This is a genomic window from [Clostridium] ultunense DSM 10521 (assembly GCF_000511955.1).
GTDB classification, from domain to species: domain Bacteria; phylum Bacillota; class Clostridia; order Tissierellales; family Tepidimicrobiaceae; genus Schnuerera; species Schnuerera ultunensis.
The window spans coordinates 293,872-316,499 of the sequence record NZ_AZSU01000001.1 but is presented as its reverse complement, the minus strand read 5'-3'; the positions used below and the strand labels follow the sequence as shown (position 1 = coordinate 316,499).

The window sequence follows — 22,628 nt, the reverse complement described above, 5'->3', positions numbered from 1 at the left end:
TTCATAAAAATCCTCATCCTCCAAGGGTGAGGTAGAGGCGCGATTACTAAGAGTACCTATATTAAGGCCGGAAGCCAATGATGTATAGGGAAAGGAGTTATCGCCGAAGTGTCAGATACCAAAATCTGAGGCTGGGCCTGCATCGAATAGGTGTAGGACTGTCATCATTGTATCTGCCCGATACTTTGATGTTGAGCTATCTCACTATGGGCCAGAAAGGGGGAGAGGATGTCTTTAGCTTTGCTATTAACAGAAGCATTTGGCATACCTGTCAAATGCTTTTTATATTTTTTGTAGATTAAAACATATTTTAAATTTAATTAAAAGTTAGTTTTAAAATTTATTTCACAGAATTAGATTTGGGAGGTAAAAATATTGTTAAATCGATCAGAACAATTAATTAATACAATGAATTCAAGAGGTTCAACACATTCAACGGATTCAGGTTTTAAAAAAGAAATTAGTTTATTTGGCGGGGTTAGTATTCTAGGTGGAATAATGGTAGGATCAGGTATTTTCTATCTAGGTTCATATGTATTAATGAGAACAGGCATGAGTTTAGGCTTAGCCTTGTTAAGTTGGATTTTAGGTGGGTTAGTTTCATTGCTAGGAGGTATTTGTTATGCAGAGCTAGGCGCTTCCGATCCCAGGGCTGGCGGTATGACTGTATATTTAAATAAAGCTTACTCTCCTGCCGTTGGTTTTTTAAATGGATTTACCAGTTGGTTAATTGGTGGTCCAGGTTCTATTGCTGCCATAGCAATTGCTTTACCTAGCGCTTTAACCGCTATTATTCCCATGGGAGAATGGACTATAAAATTTGTAGCTATTGGATTAATCATAGGACTAACCATTATAAATTATTTTGGTGTCAAATTTGGATCTAAATTACAAAATATTTCTATGATTGCAAAATTAATACCTATTGGTATTATAATGGTATTAGGATTGTTATTCGGAGAAGTATCCCCAGATTTAAGCCTAATTCCAAAAACAGCAGATGTAAGCTTTGGTTCAATTATTAGCATGGTGGCCTTTGCAGTAATTGCTAGCCTCTGGGCTTATGAAGGATGGACTAATTTAAATACTGTAGCTGAAGAACTAAAAAACCCAAGAAAAAATCTACCCCTTGCCATCATTATTTCTATAGTCTCTATAACAATTTTATACACCCTATTCAATTATTCTATATATAGGGTTATACCTTTTAATGAAATTGAAAATTTAATAGCAAATAATGAGTACTATCTAGGAAGCTATGCAGCAGAAAGCCTAATGGGCAAATCTGGTAGCCTATTGGTTATTTTAGGTATGGTAGTATCAATGTTTGGAGCTTTGAACGGATGCATTTTAGCCTTTCCAAGAGCATATTATGCAATGAGTGTAGAAGGCCATTTCTTTAAAAGCTTTGGCAAATTACATCCAAAATATAAAGTCCCATATGCTCCTTTAATCGCCCAATGTTTAATATCCATTGTACTAGTATTATTTAGAAACTTAAATCAACTAACTTCTTTAGTTGTATTTTCAGGAATGTTATTCAATACTTTAGGTGTATATGCGGTCATAATTTATAGAAAAAAGTTTCCTAATTTAAAAAGACCTTATAAGGTAGCTGGTTATCCTATTACCATCATACTAACAACCTTAATATTTATTGGTTTAATGATTAACACATTTATCGAAGATCCTCAAACTTCAATAATAGGCTTAGCTATTCCTGCTATTGGCATATTGTTTTATCTTTATTTTAGTAGACAAAATAAAAATGAAAAACAAATATTAAGGAGATGATTTTTTTGAGAACAATTTTAAAAAACGGTAAAATTTATGTTGAAAAAAACAATTTTCAAGAAGCCTTACTCATTGAAAATGGAAGGATTAAACAGGTTGGTTCTAATGAAGAAATCCTTAATAATAATGCTGACAATGTAATGGACCTTCAAGGAAAAACTGTTTTGCCAGGCTTTAACGATAGTCATATGCACCTTGCTTCTGTCGGCGCTGTAATGTCATGCTGTAACTTAACTTCCGGAAAATCAATAGATGAAATTATTCAGTTGGGTAGAAAATTTTTAGAGGAAAACAAGGGTTTGACTGTCCTATATGGTCGTGGATGGAATCAAGATTGTTTTACCACTGGTGAAAAGCGTCTACTCAATCGATTGGATCTAGATAGAATATCTACAGAAATCCCTATAGTATTTGATAGAGTGTGTGGACATGTTTCTGTAGGAAATACAAAAGCTTTAGAAGTACTAGGAATAGATGAAAATACTTTTGTAGATGGTGGAACTATAGAATTGGATAGTGAAGGAAAACCTAATGGAGTTTTTAATGAAAATGCTGTAAGTCTAATTAAATCAGTTATACCTGAAAAAAACCATGAAGATATAGAAAAAGATTTTTTAAAAGCTGCCAACTATGCTCTAAGCGTTGGAATAACTTCTGTCCAATCCTGTGATGTATCAAATAAAGAATTTAAAAGTATGTTCAATATTATCCACAGCATTTATGATAATAAGAAAACCAAATTAAGATATGGAATTCAATTTAATTTTCAGGACATAGATGATTTTAAAGACTATTTAGAATCGGAATTTAAGGAAGGTCAATGCGATGAAAACTTCCTATCTAAAGGAGCTTTAAAACTATTTAAAGATGGTTCTCTAGGAGCTAGAACTGCCTTAATGTTAAAGGATTATGAAGATGCTCCAGGTACTAAAGGCGTAGCAGCATTAACTGATGAACAATTACAGGAACTATGTGATTTAGCAACAGAATATGGTATCAGGGTAGTAACCCATGCCATTGGAGACGGGGCTGTAGAAAGTGTTATTAATGCCTATGAAAAAACTATGAAAAACGGGAAAAATAATCTACGCCATGGAATTGTTCACTGTCAAATTACCAGCATGGAACAACTAGAAAGAATAGCTAGATTGAATATACCTATTATGTATCAACCTATATTTTTGGACTATGATCTTAAAATTGTAGAATCTCGTGTTGGAAAAGAATTATCAAGTACTTCTTACGCTTTTAATACATTATACCAATTAGGTACTCCTATAAGCTTTGGTACAGATGCTCCAGTAGAAGATTGCAACCCATTCCCTAATATTTATTGTGCAATAACAAGACGAGGGATGGATGGCAACCCTAAGGGGGGCTTTTATCCAAAGGAAAAAATGGAATTACAGGATGTTATTGACGCCTATACAATAGGTAGTGCCTTCAATGAATTTAAAGAGAATTTTAAAGGAAGACTAAAACCAAACTATGTAGCTGACTTAATTGTATTAGATAGAGATATCTTTACTATTGAAGAACTTGAAATTAAGGATATTAAAGTTGAAAAAACCATGGTAAACGGAGAATTCGTCTATGAAAAATGGTAATGTGTATATATAGATTTAGGGGAGTTGTTGAATCCCCTAAATCTATATTATCTTACTTTTTCAACTAGAATTAAATAATTATTCTAAGAAGTTTGAAAATATTTATCTTCTAAATCTTCAAGATGATAAAAAATATGTACTAAATCATCTCCAAAGTTAAGTAAAGAATAATAAGTATTGTTCCCATTAATGGTCTTCTCTATAACTTTTTTATCTATAAGGATGTTTAATTTCCTATTTAGCTCTGTATGGCTTAGATATGGGATGCTTTTTAAAATATCACTATAACGTTGATTACCAAGATGAATAGATTTTAAGATTTCAGGTACCCATCTCAACTTAATTAAATCTTGTACAATTTGAAATCCATTAAAAATCTTTGTTTCCATTATTTCACTCCTACTAACATATTTGTGCCTTTTTGTATCTTATATTATATCATATAATATAGTTAATAGAAGATAATAATTAATATATAAATATTTGGAGGGATATAGAATGAAACATATTGATCTATTACAAAAATATCTAGCCAATCTAAGTGTGCTAAATATAAAATTACACAATATCCATTGGAATGTAGTAGGAAATCAATTTATGGAAGTCCACAAATTTACAGAAGAAATTTATGACCAACTATTTGAAAATTTTGATGAAGTAGCTGAACTATTGAAGACTAAAAAAGTAACACCTTTATCTACAATGGCAGAATATCTAGAAATAGCAACTATTGATGAAATCAAAGCAAAAGACTTTTTAGTAAAAGAATCTCTAGAAATTATTAAAATGGATTTAGAATCCATGAAAGAACTAGCAACAGAAATTAGAAATACAGCAGATGAAGAAGGAGATTTTGAAACTGTTGCAATGTTTGAAGACTATGTTGCCGATTTAAGCAAAAACATATGGTTCGTTGAAGCTATGCTACAATAAAGTATTTTGAAGCATCCTTGTTGAAGGATGCTTCTTTCATTGCGTAAAACATTATGCTCTAAATGGTATTCTTTGAATAATATTTGAGTTGTTGATCAAAATAATAAATATAGCATATGAAAGGAGTAATTTAATGAAAAATCACAATAAAAGAGACGATATTTCAGTAAATCTTATTTCTGCTCCAAATAGAATAAAATCAATTTCTAAACAACCCGTTGGTAATGCGGAAAAAGACCCTTTTTGCATATATGCAGGTATGAGGCATGCAGTTGGCTCTATTATTACAAAAGACGATGGTTCAAAGCTAATATGCACAAAAGATGGTTCATGGCAGAATATTTAATATTGCCTTAAACCATCTTCAATATTTTTTAGTCCTTCACTCTTGGTTTGGTTGGATCACAGTCGGGCATATCTACTTTAGACACTTTAGATAGTTTAGTTATATAATAACATTCTTCTCTTAACATATGGTCAACCATAAGAGGCATCAATGTACCAACCGCCTCTTTAGATAATCTTAACTCTTCTATTTCCTTCAAAAATTCCATAAATAACTGTATTTTATATTCAGCTTGATAATTTAATCTATGTAGAGCAGGAAAATCTTGAACACAGGTTCTCAGATAACCCGAAAACTCATTTGCTTTAATAAATAGATTATTAAACTCCACAACAAATTTTTGGCTCTTTTCCCTTAATTCTGTTTCAACACTATCTAATTCGCATTTAACAGCGTCAGCATGACCAGATGCATCTGGTAGCCATAGTTTATGGTAATGTATAGGATGAGCTGTTGGTATTTTATCAGATATCAAACATTGTAAAATTCGAAGATATTCTTCCACTTCGTTTACCATATGATTTACAAATGTAGGTGAAAGACCAATAATTATATTTCCTACTAAATGCTCTTTTATTAACTCTAATTTAAACTCCCTTATGTCCTTAGAATGATGCTGAGATTTTAACATTAATTCATAAACCTGTCTTCCATCTAAAGACATCCTTGCTTCTTCTAACAATTCATCAAATATACGTATAAAATAAATAGCCTTTTCAATCTTCTCTTTTTCAGAAGACGATAAAGTGTTATAAATAAACCTGGCATGATCCCCTAAAATTTGGAGCCAAAACCGTTGCTCAAATAATGCTTCCTTTTCAAAACTAATATAGTCCAAAAAATCCCCTCCTTGTAAAATAATTGACATTATTAAATAATATGTTCATAATAATAATTTTGTGATATTATTGATTAAAATTATATTAAACTTAATAGAAATTTCCGAATAATGATCTGCTTTTTGGCTATGATAACTAGGAAAAGGAGGTTGAAAATGTGGAAAAAGCTATTAATAAAATAAAGATACTTGAATGCCCAACAGGAGAGTTAGAAGAACGGATTATTAATATACTTGAAAAATATAAAATTGCTAATAGAAATGAAGTAACTGTAAATAGGGATGAAAGCTTAGATGAAGATGGTTTTAAAGCTTATAGGATTGAATTTTTAGGTAATAAAATACCATCTATTGTTCTATTAACAAAATCTGGACTAGATGACTATGTTGTTAAGGTATTTAGAGTATACATAAATTAAGGTACCCTTCATAGTCATCTTTATCTTAGCTTACAACTCAAAGGTGGAAGAATCTATCCACTTCCAATCCTTTCTTAAGTTTTTTATGGACTCTACAAGATTAAATAGGGCAAGATCCTTTTTCTTTGCTTCTAACATAATATCTATATCTTTATTTAATGGCTTACAAAGCTCTATGAATTCAACAAAATCATTACCATTAATAAAGTCTGCATGTTTCCTATCTTTTGAGTGATTCTTAGGACTTGAAAAATGAAGTTTTGGAGGTAGTTTTTCGTCTTTCCATGTGTCTAATATATCCGGTAATATCTCATCTATACTATAACCATCATTATTGCATATATGATGGTGGATATCCAACACCATGGGAACACCTAAATTATTGCATAGTTGAAGAGTTTCCTTAGCAGTAAATGTTTTATCATCATTTTCTAAAATAATCTTAGATGTTATCTCATCAGGAAATTGTCTGAAATTATTTTTAAATCTTTTAAGAGCATCTTTTTTACCCCCTGCACCACTTCCTATATGAAGTATCATTTTCCCAAAAGGATATCCAATGTCTTCAAATAAATTTACATGAAACCATAGGTTTCTTTCAGTATTTTCTACTACCCTATCATCCATACTATTAATTACATTAAACTGATCGGGATGGGTATCTACCCTCATACTATGTTCTTTTATCAAATCTCCAATAATCTTAAAGTCCACAGCAAAAATTTTTCTATAATCCCAATTTACTTCAGGGTGAGTAGCAAGGGGAATAAGGGATGAAGTTATTCTATAGAAATGAATATTATTTTTTATATTGTATTCTAATATTTTTCTTAAATCTAATATATTAGAGTAGGAAACCTTTTTAAGCTTATTTAATTTCTCTTCTTTCGTTGTTAATTTTTGATAATATGTATAAGTTACACTGCTAGATGATGTGGTTTTGGGAAGACCTAAAGCAATTGCTACATAACCTAATCTAACTCTCATAAATACACCCCCATAATTTTCTTAACATTCTTAGTATACATCATAAGCTTATAAGAATACGGATTTTTTAAATTAGATTAAAAGTTAGTATATATCTTACCATATGATTTATAGATATTAAAATATATACGTCACGACATAGTTTTTGTGTTAAAATATAATTATTCTACAATTACTAATCCCTAAAGAAAGGAGCATACCATTTGAATATACTATTTAATAAATTTAAAGAAGTATCTTTTTCCGTATTGCCTATAACTTTGCTTGTAATTGTACTTAGTTTTACTTTAGTTCCCTTAGAAATGGAAATGTTTATAAGATTTATTATTGGTGCTATATTAGTCATCATTGGACTGGGGATTTTCCTATTTGGAGCTGAAATTGGTATAAGCCCTATAGGTAACCTTATGGGAGAAACAATTGCTAAAACTAACAAATCATATATTGTAGGTATAATGGGATTTGTTCTAGGCTTTTTTATCACAGTAGCAGAACCAGATTTGCAAATCCTAGCTTCTCAAGTAAACAGTGCAACTGGAGGAATTATACCAAGTTATTTAATTCTCATTGTTGTTTCTATTGGAGTAGGTATTATGGTATCCATAGGACTTCTTAGAATACTATATGAAAAACCGCTAAACAAATTGTTTACCATAGTTTATTCTATTATATTGATTTTAGGGTTTTGGGTCTCAGAGGAATTTTTGGCTATTTCCGTTGATGCATCGGGAGCAACTACTGGAGCAATGACTACACCATTTATTTTAGCCTTAGGATTAGGTGTTTCTCAATTAAAAGGTGGTACAACATCAGAAGAAGATAGTTTTGGATTGGTAGGCATTGCTTCAACTGGCCCTATCCTTGCTATTATGTTGTTGAATATAGCTATTGGGCAAAATAATATACAAGGTCAAGCGGAGGCATTTATACCTAATATAGGAATTTTGTCTCCATATATAAGCCAATTTCCCATACTAATGAAAGAATCACTTTTAACATTATTACCTTTATTTATATTATTTATCATTTTCAACAAGTCTAAATTTAAACTAACCAAAAGAAAAAAGAATAGAATATATAAAGGGCTTTTATATACGTATATTGGACTTACCCTATTCTTAGTTGGAGTCAATGCTGGATTTATGGAAGTTGGCCGAGTTATGGGGAATGGAATAGCAAATTTAGAATCTAATTGGCTGCTTCCAGCCATTGGGTTTTTATTAGGTATGGTAGTAGTCCTAGCTGAACCAGCAGTATATGTACTTACAGAGCAAGTTGAAGAAGTAACTGCAGGTCATATTAAAAAGAAAATAATTTTGGGTACACTATCTATTGGAATTGCATTTGCTGTAACCATGTCTATGTTTAGAATTATGATACCAAGTTTAAAACTATGGCATTTTCTATTACCTGGATTTGCAATAGCTATTTTTCTTAGCTATAGAGTACCACCTATTTTCGTAGGAATAGCCTATGATTCGGGAGGAGTTGCATCTGGTCCTATGACTGCTACTTTTATCCTAGCTTTTGCTCAAGGAGCAGCTAATGCTATGCCTACAGCTAATGTATTAATAGACGGATTTGGAGTTATTGCAATGGTTGCCATGACTCCATTAGTAGCTATACAAATATTGGGCCTATTATTTAAAATAAAGGCAAAGCGAGGGGGTATCAATATCAATGAATCTAATAGATAAAGAATACTCATTATTTTGCATAATAGTAGACTTTGGAAAAGGAAGTAAGGTTTTAGAAAAATCTAAAGAGTTAGGAGCAACTGGGGGAACTTTTTTCTTAGGAAAAGGAACTGTAAGCAATAATCTACTGGATATATTAGGTCTTAATGAGGTAAGAAAAGAAATACTTATAATGGTTATTGAAAGAAAATTAGAAGATTTCTTCCATGATAGTCTAACTAAAACCTTTTCATTTAATAAACCCAATCATGGTATAGCCTTTTCCATGCCATTAACAAACTTTATAAGAAATAAAGAATCTAAATATATAGCTGATTCCAATAAAGGAGGGGTTGAAAATATGGAATATGAAGCAATATTTACTATTGTAGATAAGGGGTTGTCAGACGATGTATTAGAAGCAGCTAAATCAGTAGGTGCAACAGGAGGAACAGTGATTCATGGGAGAGGTTCTGGATCACATGAAAAAGCTAAATTATTTAATATTGAAATAGAACCAGAAAAAGATATTGTGCTAATTCTATCTACAATTGATAAAACAGAAAAGATAGTAAATTCCATTAGGAGAAATATGAATATCGATGAACCTGGAACAGGAATAATATTTGTACTAGATGTAAATAGAACTTCTGGATTATTTGGAAATTAAATCTTTTAATAAAATAGAGTAGAAGAGATGAAATCATCTTTTCTACTCTATTTTTATCTCATTACTCTAAGTATACTTAACCTATAAACCTAATATCCTCCACCCTGAATACGAGATATTTGTTTGATCCAATATTTGAAAATTCATATATTAGATATTTATAAATTAATTTAAAATAAAATTAATTTTGCTGTAACACAACTTTTGTACATGCATAGTATGTACTACCAAATAGGAAGGGAGGAAGTGTAAATGGCAGATAGAATTTTTGCATCCGTAGTTAACCAAAAAACTGTAACTCAAGTTCAACTACAAGTTCTAACAATAATTGCTGCTCAAGTTGCCAGTGTGATTGAAGCTCAAATAGGTGTTACAGTACAATCTGACGACGATTTAATAGATATTTAAACACTAAATATAATATAAAAGTTAGGAGGGAAAACTAATGGCAGATCGTATACTGGCATCGGTAGTTAACCAAAAATCAGTAACTCAAGTTCAATTACAAGTTCTAACAATAATTGCTGCTCAAGTTGCTAGTGTAATTGAAGCTCAAATAGGTGTTGCAGCACAGTTTGATGATGATTTGATAGATATCTAAATGTAAATCCAGCGTAATGCTTTTATAATAGATGGCTTATTAATAATGGAAAGGGGAGATAAAATTGAAAATAGGATTTTCAAAAGATGGATTAACGTTGAATTCAAAGAAATTAAATCCATTAAATATTCCTGTAAAGGGCGTTAAACTAGAATCTGATATACCGGTAGAACATCCTAATCCTGCTGATATATTATCGGTCTTCCAAAGACCGAATATTAGAAACGCTAACCGACTGGAAGGAATAGAAATATTAAAATCAATGATAGAAAAAGCTAGATAACCTAGATAATAATTTAGAACTGTCTCAGAAAAACTCTTTGAGACAGTTCTTTTAATTTATGGTCTGGAACTATTTTATAGCAATTTCATATTATGTTAATAGAAAAAGTAGGATGGGGGTTAGTTTTATGTCCAAAGATACTCAAAAATCATTGCCTAAAGGAAAACACAATACCTATATGGGCGCTAAAATTGCAAACCAAATAAATACTAATCAGCAATCTAATATGCTCCTTTCTGCATATAGTGTAGTAACTCAAAATTCTACTACTATTAACATAAATTTAGAATAGGGGAGGATTAGGTTATGACAAATAACATTAATGAAAACAGCCAATGGATAAAAATAAAATTAAAGAAAAATGGAAAAAAATTACCCAAGGAACTTCGAATTGATATGGACGGTAAGGTTTATGTAGATGGGGAATTATATGATGAAACTAAATCCAAGTATAAAAATTTAAGCATAGATGTGGAGCAACACGGTAGATTAAGTTCTGGAGAAGAAACACAAAAAATAATAGAAGAAAGTAAGAAAGCTAAAAAAGGAGAATTCATTACCATTAAAGAGGAGGAAGGGCCTGATAAAAAAGAGATTACCACAGTCAAGTTCTGAATAAAGGAGGTATTTTTTTTGGATAGTAAGGAGCAAGAAAAAAAGGAACTATTTGATAATCAAGTTAATATAGATTCTAATATTAATAAAATAATAACAGGTGATATTGAAATAACTTTGCATATTAAAAAACAAAAAAATCCTGCTGAACTATTAGAAAAGTTCTATTTACTGAGAAACGATGCTAACCTAAGTAATCACGAAAAAAACGAAAAAGTAAAAAAGATAATGACTGACTATATGAGGTGATCTATTTTGAAAAAAGTAAAACATTCATTACTACTTAACCTTTCAAACCAAGCTAATACTATTCAATGTAGGAAGACATATCTATCTCAATTTAACTTTATTACAATTTTAGGCCTTGAATATTTAAATATTTTGAATACAAAAGAAAGTATTCCCATTTCATTTGCTATAGATAAGGATGGAAATTTGTCAATTAATGGGGTTGATGGAGAGCTAATTAGCGATAGAAATATACATGTATATACGGATAAAAAAGTAACCGAAAGTGATTAATCCATATAAATATTTCATATGGGGGGATTATAGTGGAAGATACCAATAAACCTGAAGATTTTTTGGCTGAAATCCTAGATTATAATGATAGCAAGATATATAACTTTATGATAAATGCATCAAATCAAGCCAATTTAACTGGTAATAATAATATTTCTCCAACTCAACTAAGCTCAATTTTTGTGATTATAAACCCATATTATATAGAAAAACTGAATATTGAGGGATTAAATTTAGATATAAAAATGAATGAAAATAATATAGTTTCAATAAATAAAAAGAACTATGAAATGATAGAAATAGAACCAGGAATCAAAGTATTTGGAATATGCAAAGAAGATAAGGAGTGATGGTATGGGAAAGATTAATGTCAACAAAAATAACTCTAACAAGAGAAAATTAGATGATATTCTTACAGAAGAAGAGAAAGTATTATATGAAAAGATACTAGAAGATATAGAAAGGAATGATAAATTTTATACTACTAGCAGCCCAGAGGAAATTACATCTCATTTAACTGATGTTTGTGGATTTAATAGAGATAGTATTTATAAATTGTTTAAAAAAATAACTCTTATTAATGAGGAGTGAGGGAAAAATGTCAGTCAATGTCAATAAAAATGAATATCCTATTGATATAAATGATAGAACTAACCAATCAAATGATAATATAGATGAAAAACAGAATGTAAAGCTGGAAGATACCAATAATATGTCTGCAGAAAAGGAAAATGTAGAAACTGAAGAACAAGAAATTAAAGTTAATAACCTAGTTAAGGAGAAAAATACTAAAGACCCTGAAGCTGACATCCCACTAGATATTTTAAATCAATTTAAAAAGATATACAAAAATAATATTTAATCAAAATGGGTAAGAAATCTTAGCCATTTTGATGAACTTCAAAACTTTCAATATACTATCAAATTAATGCTGGAGTGTAGTACTCTAAAGTAATTACTACCTATACAAGCTTTTCATTTAATACTTCTTCAGGAAGCATTAGCAATGCCTTTTCCAGTATTTCTTTAGCATAATATCCTTCTCCCCAAGGAGGTGACAAAAGCTGTCTCCAGATTTTACTTCCTCTTTTATTATGGAATAGGCCTAAAGTGTTTTTTAAAGCTTGATATCCTACTTTTTCGTCCTTTTCCATTTTTTCTATATAGTCTATTAACCCCTCTATAACCTGCCTTCTTGAAATATTGTTGACATTACCTTCTTCAAAAAATTGATCGACTTCTGTTAATAAAAATGGACTTTCATAAGCTACCCTACCTAACATTACTCCATCTACATATTGCAAATGCTCTTTTATAGATTCAATGGTTTTTATACCTCCATTGATTTCAATGAATAATTCTGGAAAGTTTTTCTTTACTCTATATACTTCATCATATCTAAGAGGTGGAACTTCCCTATTTTCTTTAGGACTCAATCCTTCTAATATAGCAATACGGGCATGAATTATAAAATGTTTTACTCCTGCTTCATAAAGGGTTTTAATGAAATATTCCATATCCTCATATTTATCAAGTATTACCTTTGATAAGGAACTAGATAATATATTTATTCCATCAATTCCAATTCTATGCTTTACGCTAATTGGTTTTTTCGTTTCTTTCCTCATAGCTTGAATTATTTCTGCAACTAATTCAGGATAGGCCATTAGAGCTGCTCCCATTTGATTTCCAGAAACCCGGTCTGAAGGACATCCTATATTTAAATTTATTTCATCATAATCCCAATCCTCTGCTATTTTTACTGCTTCAGCAATCTCCCCTTTATCACATCCTGCAATCTGTAATACTATAGGTTTTTCAAAAGGATCAAAATCTAAAATTTTATTTCTATCTCCATGAATAATTGCACTACTTGTAATCATTTCTGTATATAATATAGATTTCTTAGTAAGAAGTCTACAAAAATATCTAAAATGTCTATCTGTTATATCCACCATTGGAGCAATACTTATTCTAGACATTGTTTTTCCCTTCCCATTTGCTTTAATAATAGTACATAGATATATTATTACCCACCTATGAATAATATAGTTTATTATCATTTTGAAGCATCCCTAAATAAATAAGGATGCTTCATTTTTATTAATTATCTTTTAATTTTTCGATTATTTTCTTTAAAAATACAGGTAAATCTTTAGGTGTTCTAGAGGTAATTAAATTTCCATCCACTACTACTTCCTCATCTAGATAATGGGCTCCTGCATTTATTAGGTCATCTTTTATAGCGAAAAAGGAAGTAACTTTTCTACCCTTAAGATCGCAAGACGATGCCATCATCCATGGACCATGACAGATTGCAGCTATTAGTTTATTCTCTCTGTCCATGTCCTTTACAAAATCTACTGTAGATTTACATCTTCTCATATAATCTGGAGAGAAACCCCCTGGAATTATTACTCCATCATAATCCTTAGCTGATACTTCTTTAGATGAATAGGTGCTTTTTTCACTTAGACCAGTTTTTGAAAAATAATCAGTTTCTTTTTCAGTCCCTATTAAATGAACTTCATACCCTTCTTCTAATAACCTATAATAAGGATAAATTAACTCTCTTTCATCGAACATGTTCTCTATTAATATGGCTATTCTCTTCATCGTTATCCCCTTTCTATAGTGTTTAATCTCTCTATATTATAGCTACCCTATTAAACCATATATTAAAACAGTATTTATTATAGACTTTTCCTCCATCATAATATTGGACCTAGAATATCATAGTTCCCAGTTGTTTACATAATTACCTATATAATAGTTTGTAATAATTGATGAAATACCACGGACATTTGTGACTTCGTCAAAAATTAGCGTTATTTCATCAAAATATTATGCTTATTCTTTACTAGCTATAATAAAAAACCTATGGCATGTAAAATCAATATAACCTAACCTTTCAATTTGATTATAGATTTCCAACAATTTGTCAAAATATCTTTCTATTGTAAAATCTGGCACTTGCCATGGTATTGCTTTTAAATAATATACAATAGCTCCTATATCATAGAATCTTGTTTTTACCAAATCTTCCTTTTGCTCAAATATTTTTAAACCTACTCCTTCTAATTGGCCAACAGCTTTTTCTAAATTCCAATCAATTAATTCAAATTCTTTAGCTTCTAAAATTTCATTTATTTCTTTATCATTTAACCCACCAACCTGCTGAGTAATAAATATTCCTTTATCCTTTAAAATCCTTTTAACCTCTTTAGGTGAGTAAGATTCATGTTTGTTTATTATAAGTTCAAAAGTTTCACCTTCAAAGGGCAAATATTCATCAACTTCAACTTCAAATACTTTTACACCTAAAGGCTCTAATCTATTCTTTGCTATAGATATATTAGGCTTATGTCCTTCTGTAACACAGGTATATTCAGGTAGTGGTCTTAAGGTATATAAAAATTCCCCTCCACCTGTACCCATATCAAGTAAAGAAGAAGCTTCTTTCACCTCCATTATTACTTTATTCCTGTAGTTCCAACTTAATGGAAACTCTTGCATTCTTCCAGTTGATTCTAAATAGGAAAAATCCCATCCTTCAAATCTTTCAGTCACTTCATCTATTAGATAATAATATAATTCTTTATTTGTTAATCTTTTTTTCATAATCAATTCCTCCTATAAGGTATTTTTAAAGTACTTTTAGAATTCAAGTATAAATACTTGATTGATGGAGGACCCTTTATAAATTGTTACAACCCATACATTATAGAATAAATACAGCTATAAAGCTCCAATTGTTTATCTATATTACCCAAACTTTATTCTACCAATATTATGGTTTTGGAAAAAAGCCCGCCACGCAATTTCCTCTCCTATAGCAAGAATTGCAAACTGAAATATCAACAATATAATTTTATCAAAGGGTACAAATCCCTCTATTCTTGCTAGTACATGCTCCATATGTTCAGGTAAAAACAGATTCGATATTATAATAGAAGCTACATCCATAATTAAAGGTAAGCCAATCCAAATCCAAATTCTTTTATCCTTTAAATTAATCCTAATTTTCTTTACATCAAACCCACTATCTTTAAATGTCTGTTCTTCAGAAACCTTATTTATAAAGAAAAAAATTACTCCAATAATAACTGATATCCCACCAATATTTATTCCGAATATACTTATAAGAGATATGATTATCATTGCAATTATTGGAACTAAGGCTATCTTTTTAATATCTTCCATGTCTTTCTCCCCTGCTTTTCTATAAAATAATATATGAATAATTAATATGTCATATTTTCTAAAAGACGAATTATCTTATTCTTAATAGAATGATTGCACCAATTAGAAGATCTAATATGCCAATAATACCTGTGGGATTTGGCCCTAATAATGTGTTTATCCCTGAAATTGCCATAAGTGCTGGCCATTCCCCAGCCCCAGAGCACACCATTTAACAAAATTGCTTTTTGCTTGTTCATAAGTTTTATCAAAATTGGAAGCACATAAGCACGCCATCCTATTTCCTCACCAAAAGCAAATATAGCCACCGATATAATGAAATGTATCTTTTTTAATAGTGTTTGTATCCAGAGTTTCAATATTATCCACAAATTCCCCCTTCATTCCCATATTTTTAATATCCCTCACAAAAAAGTTAAAATGCGTTCTTGTCCAAACAATACAATGCAAACTTAGCTATTTTTCTTCAACTTTAACTCCTCCTAAAATTTATTCCGTCAAAGGCTACACTTGTATTTACATTATATAGTTATTAGTCTAAATTTTCTATACTATTGATTTAGCTCTTATAAAATAAAAATAGCCAGTTGGAAACAACCATATCCTGAAGTAAAATGCCCAGGATACCTTTATAATCTTTTTTCACATTCTACCCTTTTTATGTATAAAAAAATCAACCTAATGGTTGATTTCATAGGTTGATTTTTATATAGATTAATTACTATTGACCTGTGCATCTTTTAAATGAGATCAAATCCCATTTTATTTATAATATTTAATATTTCCTGCCTTTTAGGATTAACATTATTAAGCTTTGCAACTACTTGATTGCTAAAGCTATCAACTCTTCTATTTGCATCTCTAAGATCGTAATAGGTACTCATTTCTTCATCGTAATCCTTTAATTCTCCTAAATAATCATCAAATATAATATATTTATTCTCAAAAACCCTGTATTTCATATCCATTCTTGGCTTAAGCTGTGGATTCTGATTTGGATATCCAATACCAAGCCCTATAACTGGAAAAGTTAATGGGATGTTATTATAAGTATTGCTAACCTAGTATAAAAATACTAACTTATTAGTTAAGGTTAATAGCCAATACGTTCATAAGTAAAACTAAGCTTAATTATTGAACTGTAGGTACTATAGAATACTGCAAATATGGGCTAGAGTAGGTAATTAATTTGGTTTCTATTGTTATATAAAGTTTGATAACCAAAATATAATGAGCCAAATACAGAAAGACATACAACAGTACAAATGGCAATCATGATAGCAATTTGATAGAGTATTGCCGTTGTAGGCAATGTCCCAGATAAAATCTGTCCTGTCATCATACCAGGTAGGGAAACAATACCCATTCCCACCATGGAGTTTAGAGTAGGTAATATAGCAGTCTCCAATGCTTGATTTACAAAGGGAAGAAGAATATGCTGGGGCTTTGCGCCAAAGTTTAATAATGTTTCGATTTTCGACCTCTCACTATCAACAATTTCCCTGAATGTCTTTGTCCCAAGATTAACTCCAGTCATTGCATTCCCACTTATCATTCCACTTAATGGTATTGTATATTGAGGATTGAATATATTTTGGTTCACAATGGCGATTACAAAGAATAAAACAACTGCTATGCCAGAAACAGATAATGAAGCACCAATTGCTATTTTGAAACGTAAGTTAAGTTCTTTGTTTTTAGATAATACTCTATGTATGGCAAATGCAATCATAGCAACAAGATAACCTATGGTAAAAGCCGGATGAGGATTTTTAAGTATATAAGTTAAAATAAATCCTGCAATTACCAACTGCACCGTCATACGCATGCTTGCTACAAATAATAGCCTCGTCTGATCTATGTTGCTCTTTTTCATTATTACAAGTACAATGGAAAGTAGAAGATATATAACAAAAAATCTTTGGATACTAATAGAAACTATTCCACTCATTCTCAATACCTCCAAAATTAATAATCTGTTCCCCATATTTGTCAGCAAGGGTTGTATCGTGACTTACAACAATCAATGTAATGCCACTCTGTTTACAATAATCAACTATATTTGTCATAACGCAATCTGCTGTGCTGGAATCAAGTGCTGAAGTAGGCTCATCTAAAAGCAAAGTCTCTGGCTTAAAACTCAAAGCAATAGCCAGGAATATCCTTTGCTTTTCTCCTCCAGAAAGATTTTCACATGAAATGCCCATTGAAAAATCTATACAACATGCATTAAGATACTCTTTTATTTCTCTATCTTTAGGAGATTGGGTTTCACGATATTTATGAAATTGTATAAAATTGTTTCTAATAGTATCATTAAACAAATAAATTGATTGCCCAGCCAATATTATTTTTCTCCTCAAACCAATAGAATCTAATTTCTCTATATCAACATCATTGTATAAAATTTTTCCTTCAGATGGAGAAACCATATTGTTTATTAAGCGTAGGAAAGTGCTTTTCCCCGATCCACTAGGCCCTTGAATAAATACAATACTCCCTCGGTTAATACTTATATCAGGATAATAAAGCTTCCCATTGAACACAAGGTTAGTTGTTTCCAATATTTTAGCCATAATAATCCCCCTTGATATTTTAGCTATATTTTAGTACTATAAATGTAAATGATTATCGAAATTCGTTATCGTTTCGCGTTATCTATTTACGATATTAAAATCGTATCATAGGAGGTCAATTTATGCAAGATAAAATTTTAAGAAGATTATTCTTGGGATTTATACAAATTCACATTCTACATCATGCAAAAGAAGAACCTTTTTATGGTTCTTGGATGATGCAAGAACTAGAACATCATGGATATGAAATAAGTGCAGGTACATTATATCCAATTCTTCATAACATGGAAAAAAACGGGCTATTAACTGTAGAAAATCAGGTTGAAGATGGTAAGATGAAAAAGTATTATTCTATTACTAAAGAAGGATGTCTTGTCCTTAATGAAGCTAAAATAAAGATTCGCCAACTAATTGACGAATTGTTGTAAAAGGATTTGTATTCCAAATCCTTTTAACTCCCTAACCCGTTTAAACAACTATACATGATTGTATTAAAATATCACCAACAAAAAGTTGCAAAAATAAAATAAAAATTAAAATATGATAGGTTAAGGAGTTAAAGTTCTTAGGATACCTAAGTTAAAAAAATAAGTTCTATTACTCCTAAATCTAAGTTAAAACATTGGCTTCCCTTTCAATGGGATCTACTAAAATATTTGGTTGAACGAATTCCCCAAGCTACTAATCCAATAATAAATCCACAAATTGCCGGTATCACCCATCCAAATCCATAATCAAACCCAGGTAGATATAAATGTGCAAAATTTACGATTCCCTTTATTACTATATTTCCTTGTATAGGCTCTGGCAATGCTTTGCATAGGTCAAAACAAGCTGCAACAATCGTTAAAAGAGTTGTCCACCTATAGACAACGCTCTCTTTGTGAATAAATGGACTTAGTAATGATAGCATAATTAAGGTAATTGCTAAAGGATATAAAAACATAAGTACTGGTACAGACAGCTGAATTATATTATTTAATCCAAAATTGGCAATTATAAAAGAAAATAGTGTAAACAAAATAGCATAATTTTTATAGGAAATGGATTTGGGAAACATTTCGTTAAACATTTTTGCACAGGAGGTAATTAAACCAATTGCTGTTTTTAAGCACGCTACTGCCACAATAGCTGCTATGAGTATCTTCCCTATAAATCCAAAATAATGATTGCTTACCATAGATAATATGATTCCTCCGTTATCTGCACGGCTTACACTTCCTAAGCTTGTAGCTCCCATATAAGCTAATGATGCATATATAACAGTCATACCGATAATGCTTACTAAGCCTGATTTACAGGTTTCAATAGCAATTGAATTTGGATTTTTTATGCCCAGCTTTTGTACATTAGAAATAATAATAATTGCAAAAGCTAAAGATGCTAAAGCATCCATAGTATTATATCCATCTAATAAGCCTGTAAATAAGGGGTTGTAAGCATAATTCCCTTGAGGTTGGTGCTGATTAACATTTCCCATTGGGTTAATAATTACAGCAATCAATAAAATCGATAAAAGAACCAGAAAAGCTGGATTCAAATATTTACCAACCCAATCTATAATTTTTCCTGGTCTCAGCGAATAATACAGAGTTAAAGCAAAGAAAATCAATGAGAAAATAAATAATCCTAGCTTTAATTGTTCCTCTGTCATAAAAGGACGCATTCCCACTTCGAAAGCAACAGTAGCAGTACGTGGAATAGCAAATAGCGGACCAATTGTTAAATACAATGCACATGTAAAAAAAATTGCATAACCTGTATTAACAGGCTCTGCCATATGAAATAAACTATCACTTTCCGACAGCGCTGATGCAATAATACCTAGCATTGGCAATCCTACTCCTGTAATTAAAAACCCGATAGTAGCTAAAAAAGTGTTACTCCCAGCTGCTTGTCCCATTTGGATGGGAAAAATCAGATTCCCCGCCCCAAAAAATAATCCAAATAACAACGAACCTATCAACAAATTTTGCTGCAAATTTAGCTTTTCTTTCATAATATTCCTCCTCTTACATTCTTTGCTTAATTAATTTTAGTTCAATTTCTCTATTTTACTATACATTTTAATGTATAAATAGATTTCTAATTCCTTCTATAATATTAGTAAAAAAATTATTATTTATCTTTATTCCTTGTTATAAATGCACAACATTCAATATGGCTCAAAAGATAGCATCTTATACTCCTATAACTGCTGGTAAACCATATTCACGTGCTATAACTGCTCCGTGGGTCATTAGTCCACCGACTTCGGTGACTAATATATCTCCATCGTCTAAATCAGCATCTTCCATGTTTAAGATGACACGTGCCTTGCCCTCTATCACTCCGGAAGAAACAGGTAAACCTACAATAGCTTCAGTCGGGATATTTTCACGCTTATACGTACCTGCAATGATTTCACCATCAGATGTGATCACACGCGGGGTGTTAGTTTTTCATAACAATTCCTGCATTTTTTCGTTTATCCATGATGAAGCATTCATAGCAGCCATAATCACACCCATATTTTGCGGATCAAATAAATTCTTCTTTAATTCTTGGATATCTTCTAGAATAAAATTAAATAGATCCGCCCCTGAACATATCCAGACCACATGCCTTTATTGTTTTTACCGGGACTCTATTCTTTCTTATCATTTGGTATCAGCTTTAAACATAGGTCCGGCTGCTGTTAACTGCCATAAAGACAATCCCAATGGTTTCATGGGATCTATCATCATTTGTTGATGACCGACAGATATAATAACGTGTTTTCTACAGTCATTTACTCCAGGGATGGAGTATAGAGTAGTGATTGGTCGACTCTGGACAATGTAAAATATATCATCTACCAAACACCATCGATGTCCTGGGGGTAGTCGAAATGTTTTTCGATCCTTCTACCCATGCACTCAAGCTGCAAAATCTGATCATTCGTCAGCACTTGCCTATTCTGCCTCTCAGACTCAATCTCTTGTTCTTTCGTACCTCCTCTTTTCTAGGTATAGGTGAAGCAATTCTCTATGAAATAATACCTATTCCTATAATACAAACAATAGGAGGAAATTATCAGCCTGTTATTTAATAATTTCATGTGATATAATAAAGTTGAGGAGGGATAGTTAATTTTTTATAAGAATTAAGAGAGTAAGGTAATATATAAAACACTCTTAATCTGTTCTATTAACATAACCATCTCAACGTAACTTGAGAAGAATATAAAGAAAAAATCAGAGAAAAAAATTATCCTCTGACCTTATGAATTTCACAATACAGAATTAAGTTTTAGGTAATATATTCTGCTTTACATTATCATTATTCCAATCTCTATTATTTCTTTTGCAAAAGGATTTGATGAATTGAAATAACATGTTTTAAATGGTCTAGGTTTATTCTATTGTCTATTTTCCTTCTTATTTTCATTAACATCAACGTATCTTCTATTGGATCCCCAATAAAATTGTCTCCAACCACAACGATATCTATATCACTATCTGATATATAAGTTCCTTTTGCTTATGAACCAAATAAGTATATATTTTTTACATCTAATTCCTTTTTCACTAATTTCCCATACTTTCTTGCAATTTCTTCTATTGGTTCTCTAGTATTAAAAGAAGCCATGCTCTCAACTCCTTTATTTTCTCTATATTGCTCTTAGTAAAATCGTAATCACATTTTTTATAAAAACTTTGTTTATAATCTGGATATCTAGTATTTATATTAAAAGTTGTAACTAAGTCCAATTCATCTTATTGAACTTCAGCTGTATAAATCTGTGCCTTTTCTGCTAATCTTAATAAATCATGTATTATAGGTGGATTATTATCTACATTTTTAACATATATATATATATTTAAACAATTTTCCTATAACTAGATGCCGATAAATAAACTCCAGAGATAATCCTTACTTTTAAATAAAATTAACATTGTATTATAATTTCTATTTGCAGTTTCAACCCAATAATTAATCAAAGTTTCTTTATCCATAATCTCACCTGATTTATATCATATACGGATTGATCCCTTAATTTTGGACAAAAACTCACTAATACTTCCAATATCATAATATTTCATTTTGCCCTTGGTTTATTGTACATTAATATTTATCTTCATCAAGGGTAAAGGCTACGCCCCTCAAAGCAGGCCCTTGATTTCAGCTAAATATTAATGTGTTAGGCACTTGAAGGCAAAGTATTAAAGCTTTATTTTCAAAGGTTTTGCTGTTCCTTCCAATGTTTTATGGTAAAATTCTACTGGTGAAATATATCCTAAAGAACTATGGATTCTAACTTTATTGTAGAATTTAATATATTCAGATACTGCTTCATAAGCTTCTGTATAGCTTTTAAATTCGTACCTTGACAAACATTCATCTTCTAACAATCTATGAAAAGCTTCTATATGGGCATTTTTATTTGGAGTCTTAAATGGTATCCTTTCATGCTCTAATTTTAATTCTTTACAAGTATCTTGAAATTTATTGCTGATGAATTGTGGGCCATTATCTGACCTTATAATCAAGTTAATTTTCTTATTATAAAGTTCCCGCTTCATTAATCCCCTTTTAA

At 30.8% G+C, this 22,628-nt stretch carries 32 protein-coding genes, 2 pseudogenes and 1 riboswitch; of the genes and pseudogenes, 18 read left to right on the top strand and 16 right to left on the bottom strand.

Annotation, left to right across the window (positions count from 1 at the left end):
- The first annotated feature begins 24 nt into the window (after positions 1-24).
- Positions 25-207, top strand: a riboswitch (Lysine riboswitch).
- 168 nt (positions 208-375) lie between these two features.
- Complete coding sequence (locus tag CUL_RS0101650) at positions 376-1,794, top strand: APC family permease (RefSeq protein ID WP_005587438.1); 1,419 nt, start codon at positions 376-378, stop codon at positions 1,792-1,794.
- On the top strand, positions 1,791-3,401 hold the full coding sequence (locus CUL_RS0101645) for an amidohydrolase (RefSeq protein WP_005587441.1): 1,611 nt from the start codon (positions 1,791-1,793) through the stop codon (positions 3,399-3,401). Before CUL_RS0101650 ends, CUL_RS0101645 begins: the two co-directional genes overlap by 4 nt.
- 83 nt (positions 3,402-3,484) lie before the next feature.
- On the opposite strand, the gene CUL_RS0101640 is transcribed toward CUL_RS0101645, so the two are convergent.
- Positions 3,485-3,790, bottom strand: a complete 306-nt coding sequence (locus tag CUL_RS0101640; protein WP_005587443.1) for a winged helix-turn-helix transcriptional regulator — start codon at positions 3,788-3,790, stop codon at positions 3,485-3,487.
- Positions 3,791-3,899: 109 nt separating this feature from the next.
- Here CUL_RS0101640 and CUL_RS0101635 point away from each other — a divergent pair, with 109 nt between their 5' ends.
- Both CUL_RS0101635 and CUL_RS0101630 read left to right on the top strand, forming a co-directional pair.
- On the top strand, positions 3,900-4,334 hold the full coding sequence (locus CUL_RS0101635; protein WP_005587444.1) for a Dps family protein: 435 nt from the start codon (positions 3,900-3,902) through the stop codon (positions 4,332-4,334).
- A gap of 133 nt (positions 4,335-4,467) precedes the next feature.
- A complete protein-coding gene (locus tag CUL_RS0101630; protein WP_005587446.1) occupies positions 4,468-4,680 on the top strand; it encodes a hypothetical protein in 213 nt (70 codons plus the stop codon).
- Between the two features lie 28 nt (positions 4,681-4,708).
- On the opposite strand, the gene CUL_RS0101625 is transcribed toward CUL_RS0101630, so the two are convergent.
- Positions 4,709-5,518, bottom strand: a complete 810-nt coding sequence (locus CUL_RS0101625) for a DUF2935 domain-containing protein (protein ID WP_005587448.1) — start codon at positions 5,516-5,518, stop codon at positions 4,709-4,711.
- A gap of 158 nt (positions 5,519-5,676) precedes the next feature.
- On the opposite strand from CUL_RS0101625, the gene CUL_RS0101620 reads away from it, so the two are divergent.
- Positions 5,677-5,937 carry a hypothetical protein gene (locus CUL_RS0101620; RefSeq protein ID WP_005587450.1) on the top strand — a complete coding sequence of 87 codons (261 nt, stop codon included), beginning with the start codon at positions 5,677-5,679 and terminating at the stop codon, positions 5,935-5,937.
- Positions 5,938-5,967: 30 nt separating this feature from the next.
- Here CUL_RS0101620 and uvsE read toward each other — a convergent pair whose 3' ends face one another.
- Entirely contained in the window at positions 5,968-6,924 is a 957-nt protein-coding gene (gene uvsE / locus CUL_RS0101615) for a UV DNA damage repair endonuclease UvsE (protein ID WP_025640316.1), read from the bottom strand.
- 203 nt (positions 6,925-7,127) lie between these two features.
- On the opposite strand from uvsE, the gene CUL_RS0101610 reads away from it, so the two are divergent.
- The 12 genes from CUL_RS0101610 (at position 7,128) to CUL_RS0101555 (ending at position 12,153) form a co-directional block, all read left to right on the top strand.
- A complete protein-coding gene (locus CUL_RS0101610) occupies positions 7,128-8,621 on the top strand; it encodes a DUF1538 domain-containing protein (RefSeq protein ID WP_025640315.1) in 1,494 nt (497 codons plus the stop codon).
- Entirely contained in the window at positions 8,605-9,270 is a 666-nt protein-coding gene (locus tag CUL_RS0101605) for a P-II family nitrogen regulator (protein ID WP_005587455.1), read from the top strand. The genes CUL_RS0101610 and CUL_RS0101605 overlap by 17 nt, the downstream gene beginning before the upstream one ends.
- A 252-nt stretch (positions 9,271-9,522) precedes the next feature.
- Positions 9,523-9,678, top strand: coding sequence for a hypothetical protein (locus tag CUL_RS19270; protein WP_005587456.1), 156 nt, complete (start codon positions 9,523-9,525; stop codon positions 9,676-9,678).
- 37 nt (positions 9,679-9,715) lie between these two features.
- Positions 9,716-9,871: a hypothetical protein gene (locus CUL_RS19265; RefSeq protein ID WP_005587457.1), complete on the top strand. Its 156-nt coding sequence runs from the start codon at positions 9,716-9,718 to the stop codon at positions 9,869-9,871.
- A gap of 64 nt (positions 9,872-9,935) precedes the next feature.
- Complete coding sequence (locus CUL_RS0101590) at positions 9,936-10,154, top strand: hypothetical protein (RefSeq protein WP_005587458.1); 219 nt, start codon at positions 9,936-9,938, stop codon at positions 10,152-10,154.
- Between the two features lie 127 nt (positions 10,155-10,281).
- Positions 10,282-10,446 carry a hypothetical protein gene (locus CUL_RS18785; protein WP_005587459.1) on the top strand — a complete coding sequence of 55 codons (165 nt, stop codon included), beginning with the start codon at positions 10,282-10,284 and terminating at the stop codon, positions 10,444-10,446.
- Positions 10,447-10,460: 14 nt separating this feature from the next.
- Positions 10,461-10,769 carry a hypothetical protein gene (locus tag CUL_RS0101580; RefSeq protein WP_005587460.1) on the top strand — a complete coding sequence of 103 codons (309 nt, stop codon included), beginning with the start codon at positions 10,461-10,463 and terminating at the stop codon, positions 10,767-10,769.
- 18 nt (positions 10,770-10,787) lie between these two features.
- Entirely contained in the window at positions 10,788-11,018 is a 231-nt protein-coding gene (locus CUL_RS0101575) for a hypothetical protein (protein WP_005587461.1), read from the top strand.
- A 6-nt stretch (positions 11,019-11,024) separates the two neighbouring features.
- Entirely contained in the window at positions 11,025-11,291 is a 267-nt protein-coding gene (locus tag CUL_RS0101570; protein WP_005587463.1) for a hypothetical protein, read from the top strand.
- 32 nt (positions 11,292-11,323) lie between these two features.
- Positions 11,324-11,641 carry a hypothetical protein gene (locus CUL_RS0101565; protein ID WP_005587465.1) on the top strand — a complete coding sequence of 106 codons (318 nt, stop codon included), beginning with the start codon at positions 11,324-11,326 and terminating at the stop codon, positions 11,639-11,641.
- 4 nt (positions 11,642-11,645) lie between these two features.
- Positions 11,646-11,882 carry a hypothetical protein gene (locus CUL_RS0101560; protein WP_005587467.1) on the top strand — a complete coding sequence of 79 codons (237 nt, stop codon included), beginning with the start codon at positions 11,646-11,648 and terminating at the stop codon, positions 11,880-11,882.
- A gap of 7 nt (positions 11,883-11,889) precedes the next feature.
- The gene (locus CUL_RS0101555; protein WP_025640313.1) at positions 11,890-12,153 is read left to right on the top strand and encodes a hypothetical protein; all 264 of its coding nucleotides are present in this window, start codon (positions 11,890-11,892) and stop codon (positions 12,151-12,153) included.
- 100 nt (positions 12,154-12,253) lie between these two features.
- Here CUL_RS0101555 and dusA read toward each other — a convergent pair whose 3' ends face one another.
- From dusA to CUL_RS0101515, 8 genes are all read right to left on the bottom strand, one after another.
- Positions 12,254-13,354 carry a tRNA dihydrouridine(20/20a) synthase DusA gene (dusA, locus tag CUL_RS0101550; protein WP_025640312.1) on the bottom strand — a complete coding sequence of 367 codons (1,101 nt, stop codon included), beginning with the start codon at positions 13,352-13,354 and terminating at the stop codon, positions 12,254-12,256.
- A 40-nt stretch (positions 13,355-13,394) separates the two neighbouring features.
- On the bottom strand, positions 13,395-13,907 hold the full coding sequence (locus CUL_RS0101545; protein WP_025640311.1) for a type 1 glutamine amidotransferase domain-containing protein: 513 nt from the start codon (positions 13,905-13,907) through the stop codon (positions 13,395-13,397).
- Between the two features lie 234 nt (positions 13,908-14,141).
- On the bottom strand, positions 14,142-14,912 hold the full coding sequence (locus tag CUL_RS0101540) for a class I SAM-dependent methyltransferase (protein ID WP_025640310.1): 771 nt from the start codon (positions 14,910-14,912) through the stop codon (positions 14,142-14,144).
- A 144-nt stretch (positions 14,913-15,056) separates the two neighbouring features.
- A complete protein-coding gene (locus CUL_RS0101535) occupies positions 15,057-15,494 on the bottom strand; it encodes a hypothetical protein (protein ID WP_025640309.1) in 438 nt (145 codons plus the stop codon).
- A gap of 41 nt (positions 15,495-15,535) precedes the next feature.
- Entirely contained in the window at positions 15,536-15,853 is a 318-nt protein-coding gene (locus CUL_RS20070; RefSeq protein ID WP_005587475.1) for a CPBP family intramembrane glutamic endopeptidase, read from the bottom strand.
- A 381-nt stretch (positions 15,854-16,234) separates the two neighbouring features.
- Complete coding sequence (locus CUL_RS16475; RefSeq protein ID WP_025640307.1) at positions 16,235-16,462, bottom strand: nitroreductase family protein; 228 nt, start codon at positions 16,460-16,462, stop codon at positions 16,235-16,237.
- Positions 16,463-16,665: 203 nt separating this feature from the next.
- Complete coding sequence (locus CUL_RS0101520) at positions 16,666-17,445, bottom strand: ABC transporter permease (RefSeq protein WP_025640306.1); 780 nt, start codon at positions 17,443-17,445, stop codon at positions 16,666-16,668.
- Entirely contained in the window at positions 17,423-18,070 is a 648-nt protein-coding gene (locus CUL_RS0101515; protein WP_005587477.1) for an ABC transporter ATP-binding protein, read from the bottom strand. The genes CUL_RS0101520 and CUL_RS0101515 overlap by 23 nt, the downstream gene beginning before the upstream one ends.
- Positions 18,071-18,192: 122 nt before the next feature.
- Between CUL_RS0101515 and CUL_RS0101510 the strand changes: the two genes are divergently transcribed.
- Positions 18,193-18,498 (top strand): PadR family transcriptional regulator, encoded by a 306-nt coding sequence (locus CUL_RS0101510; RefSeq protein ID WP_005587478.1) that lies wholly within the window; start codon positions 18,193-18,195, stop codon positions 18,496-18,498.
- A 206-nt stretch (positions 18,499-18,704) separates the two neighbouring features.
- Here the strand turns inward: CUL_RS0101510 and brnQ are convergent, their stop codons facing one another.
- From brnQ to CUL_RS0101475, 5 genes and pseudogenes are all read right to left on the bottom strand, one after another.
- Positions 18,705-20,069, bottom strand: coding sequence for a branched-chain amino acid transport system II carrier protein (gene brnQ, locus CUL_RS0101505; protein ID WP_025640305.1), 1,365 nt, complete (start codon positions 20,067-20,069; stop codon positions 18,705-18,707).
- Positions 20,070-20,250: 181 nt separating this feature from the next.
- Entirely contained in the window at positions 20,251-20,367 is a 117-nt protein-coding gene (locus CUL_RS19365; RefSeq protein WP_201767826.1) for a PEP-utilizing enzyme, read from the bottom strand.
- Positions 20,368-20,903: 536 nt separating this feature from the next.
- Positions 20,904-21,032 (bottom strand): annotated as a pseudogene (locus CUL_RS20065) (hypothetical protein); the annotation flags it as partial.
- A gap of 353 nt (positions 21,033-21,385) precedes the next feature.
- A pseudogene (locus tag CUL_RS20060) lies at positions 21,386-21,565 on the bottom strand (hypothetical protein); the annotation flags it as partial.
- Positions 21,566-22,254: 689 nt separating this feature from the next.
- Positions 22,255-22,628, bottom strand: a 374-nt coding sequence (locus CUL_RS0101475; protein ID WP_035142657.1) for an integrase core domain-containing protein, incomplete at its 5' end; no start/stop codon positions are given.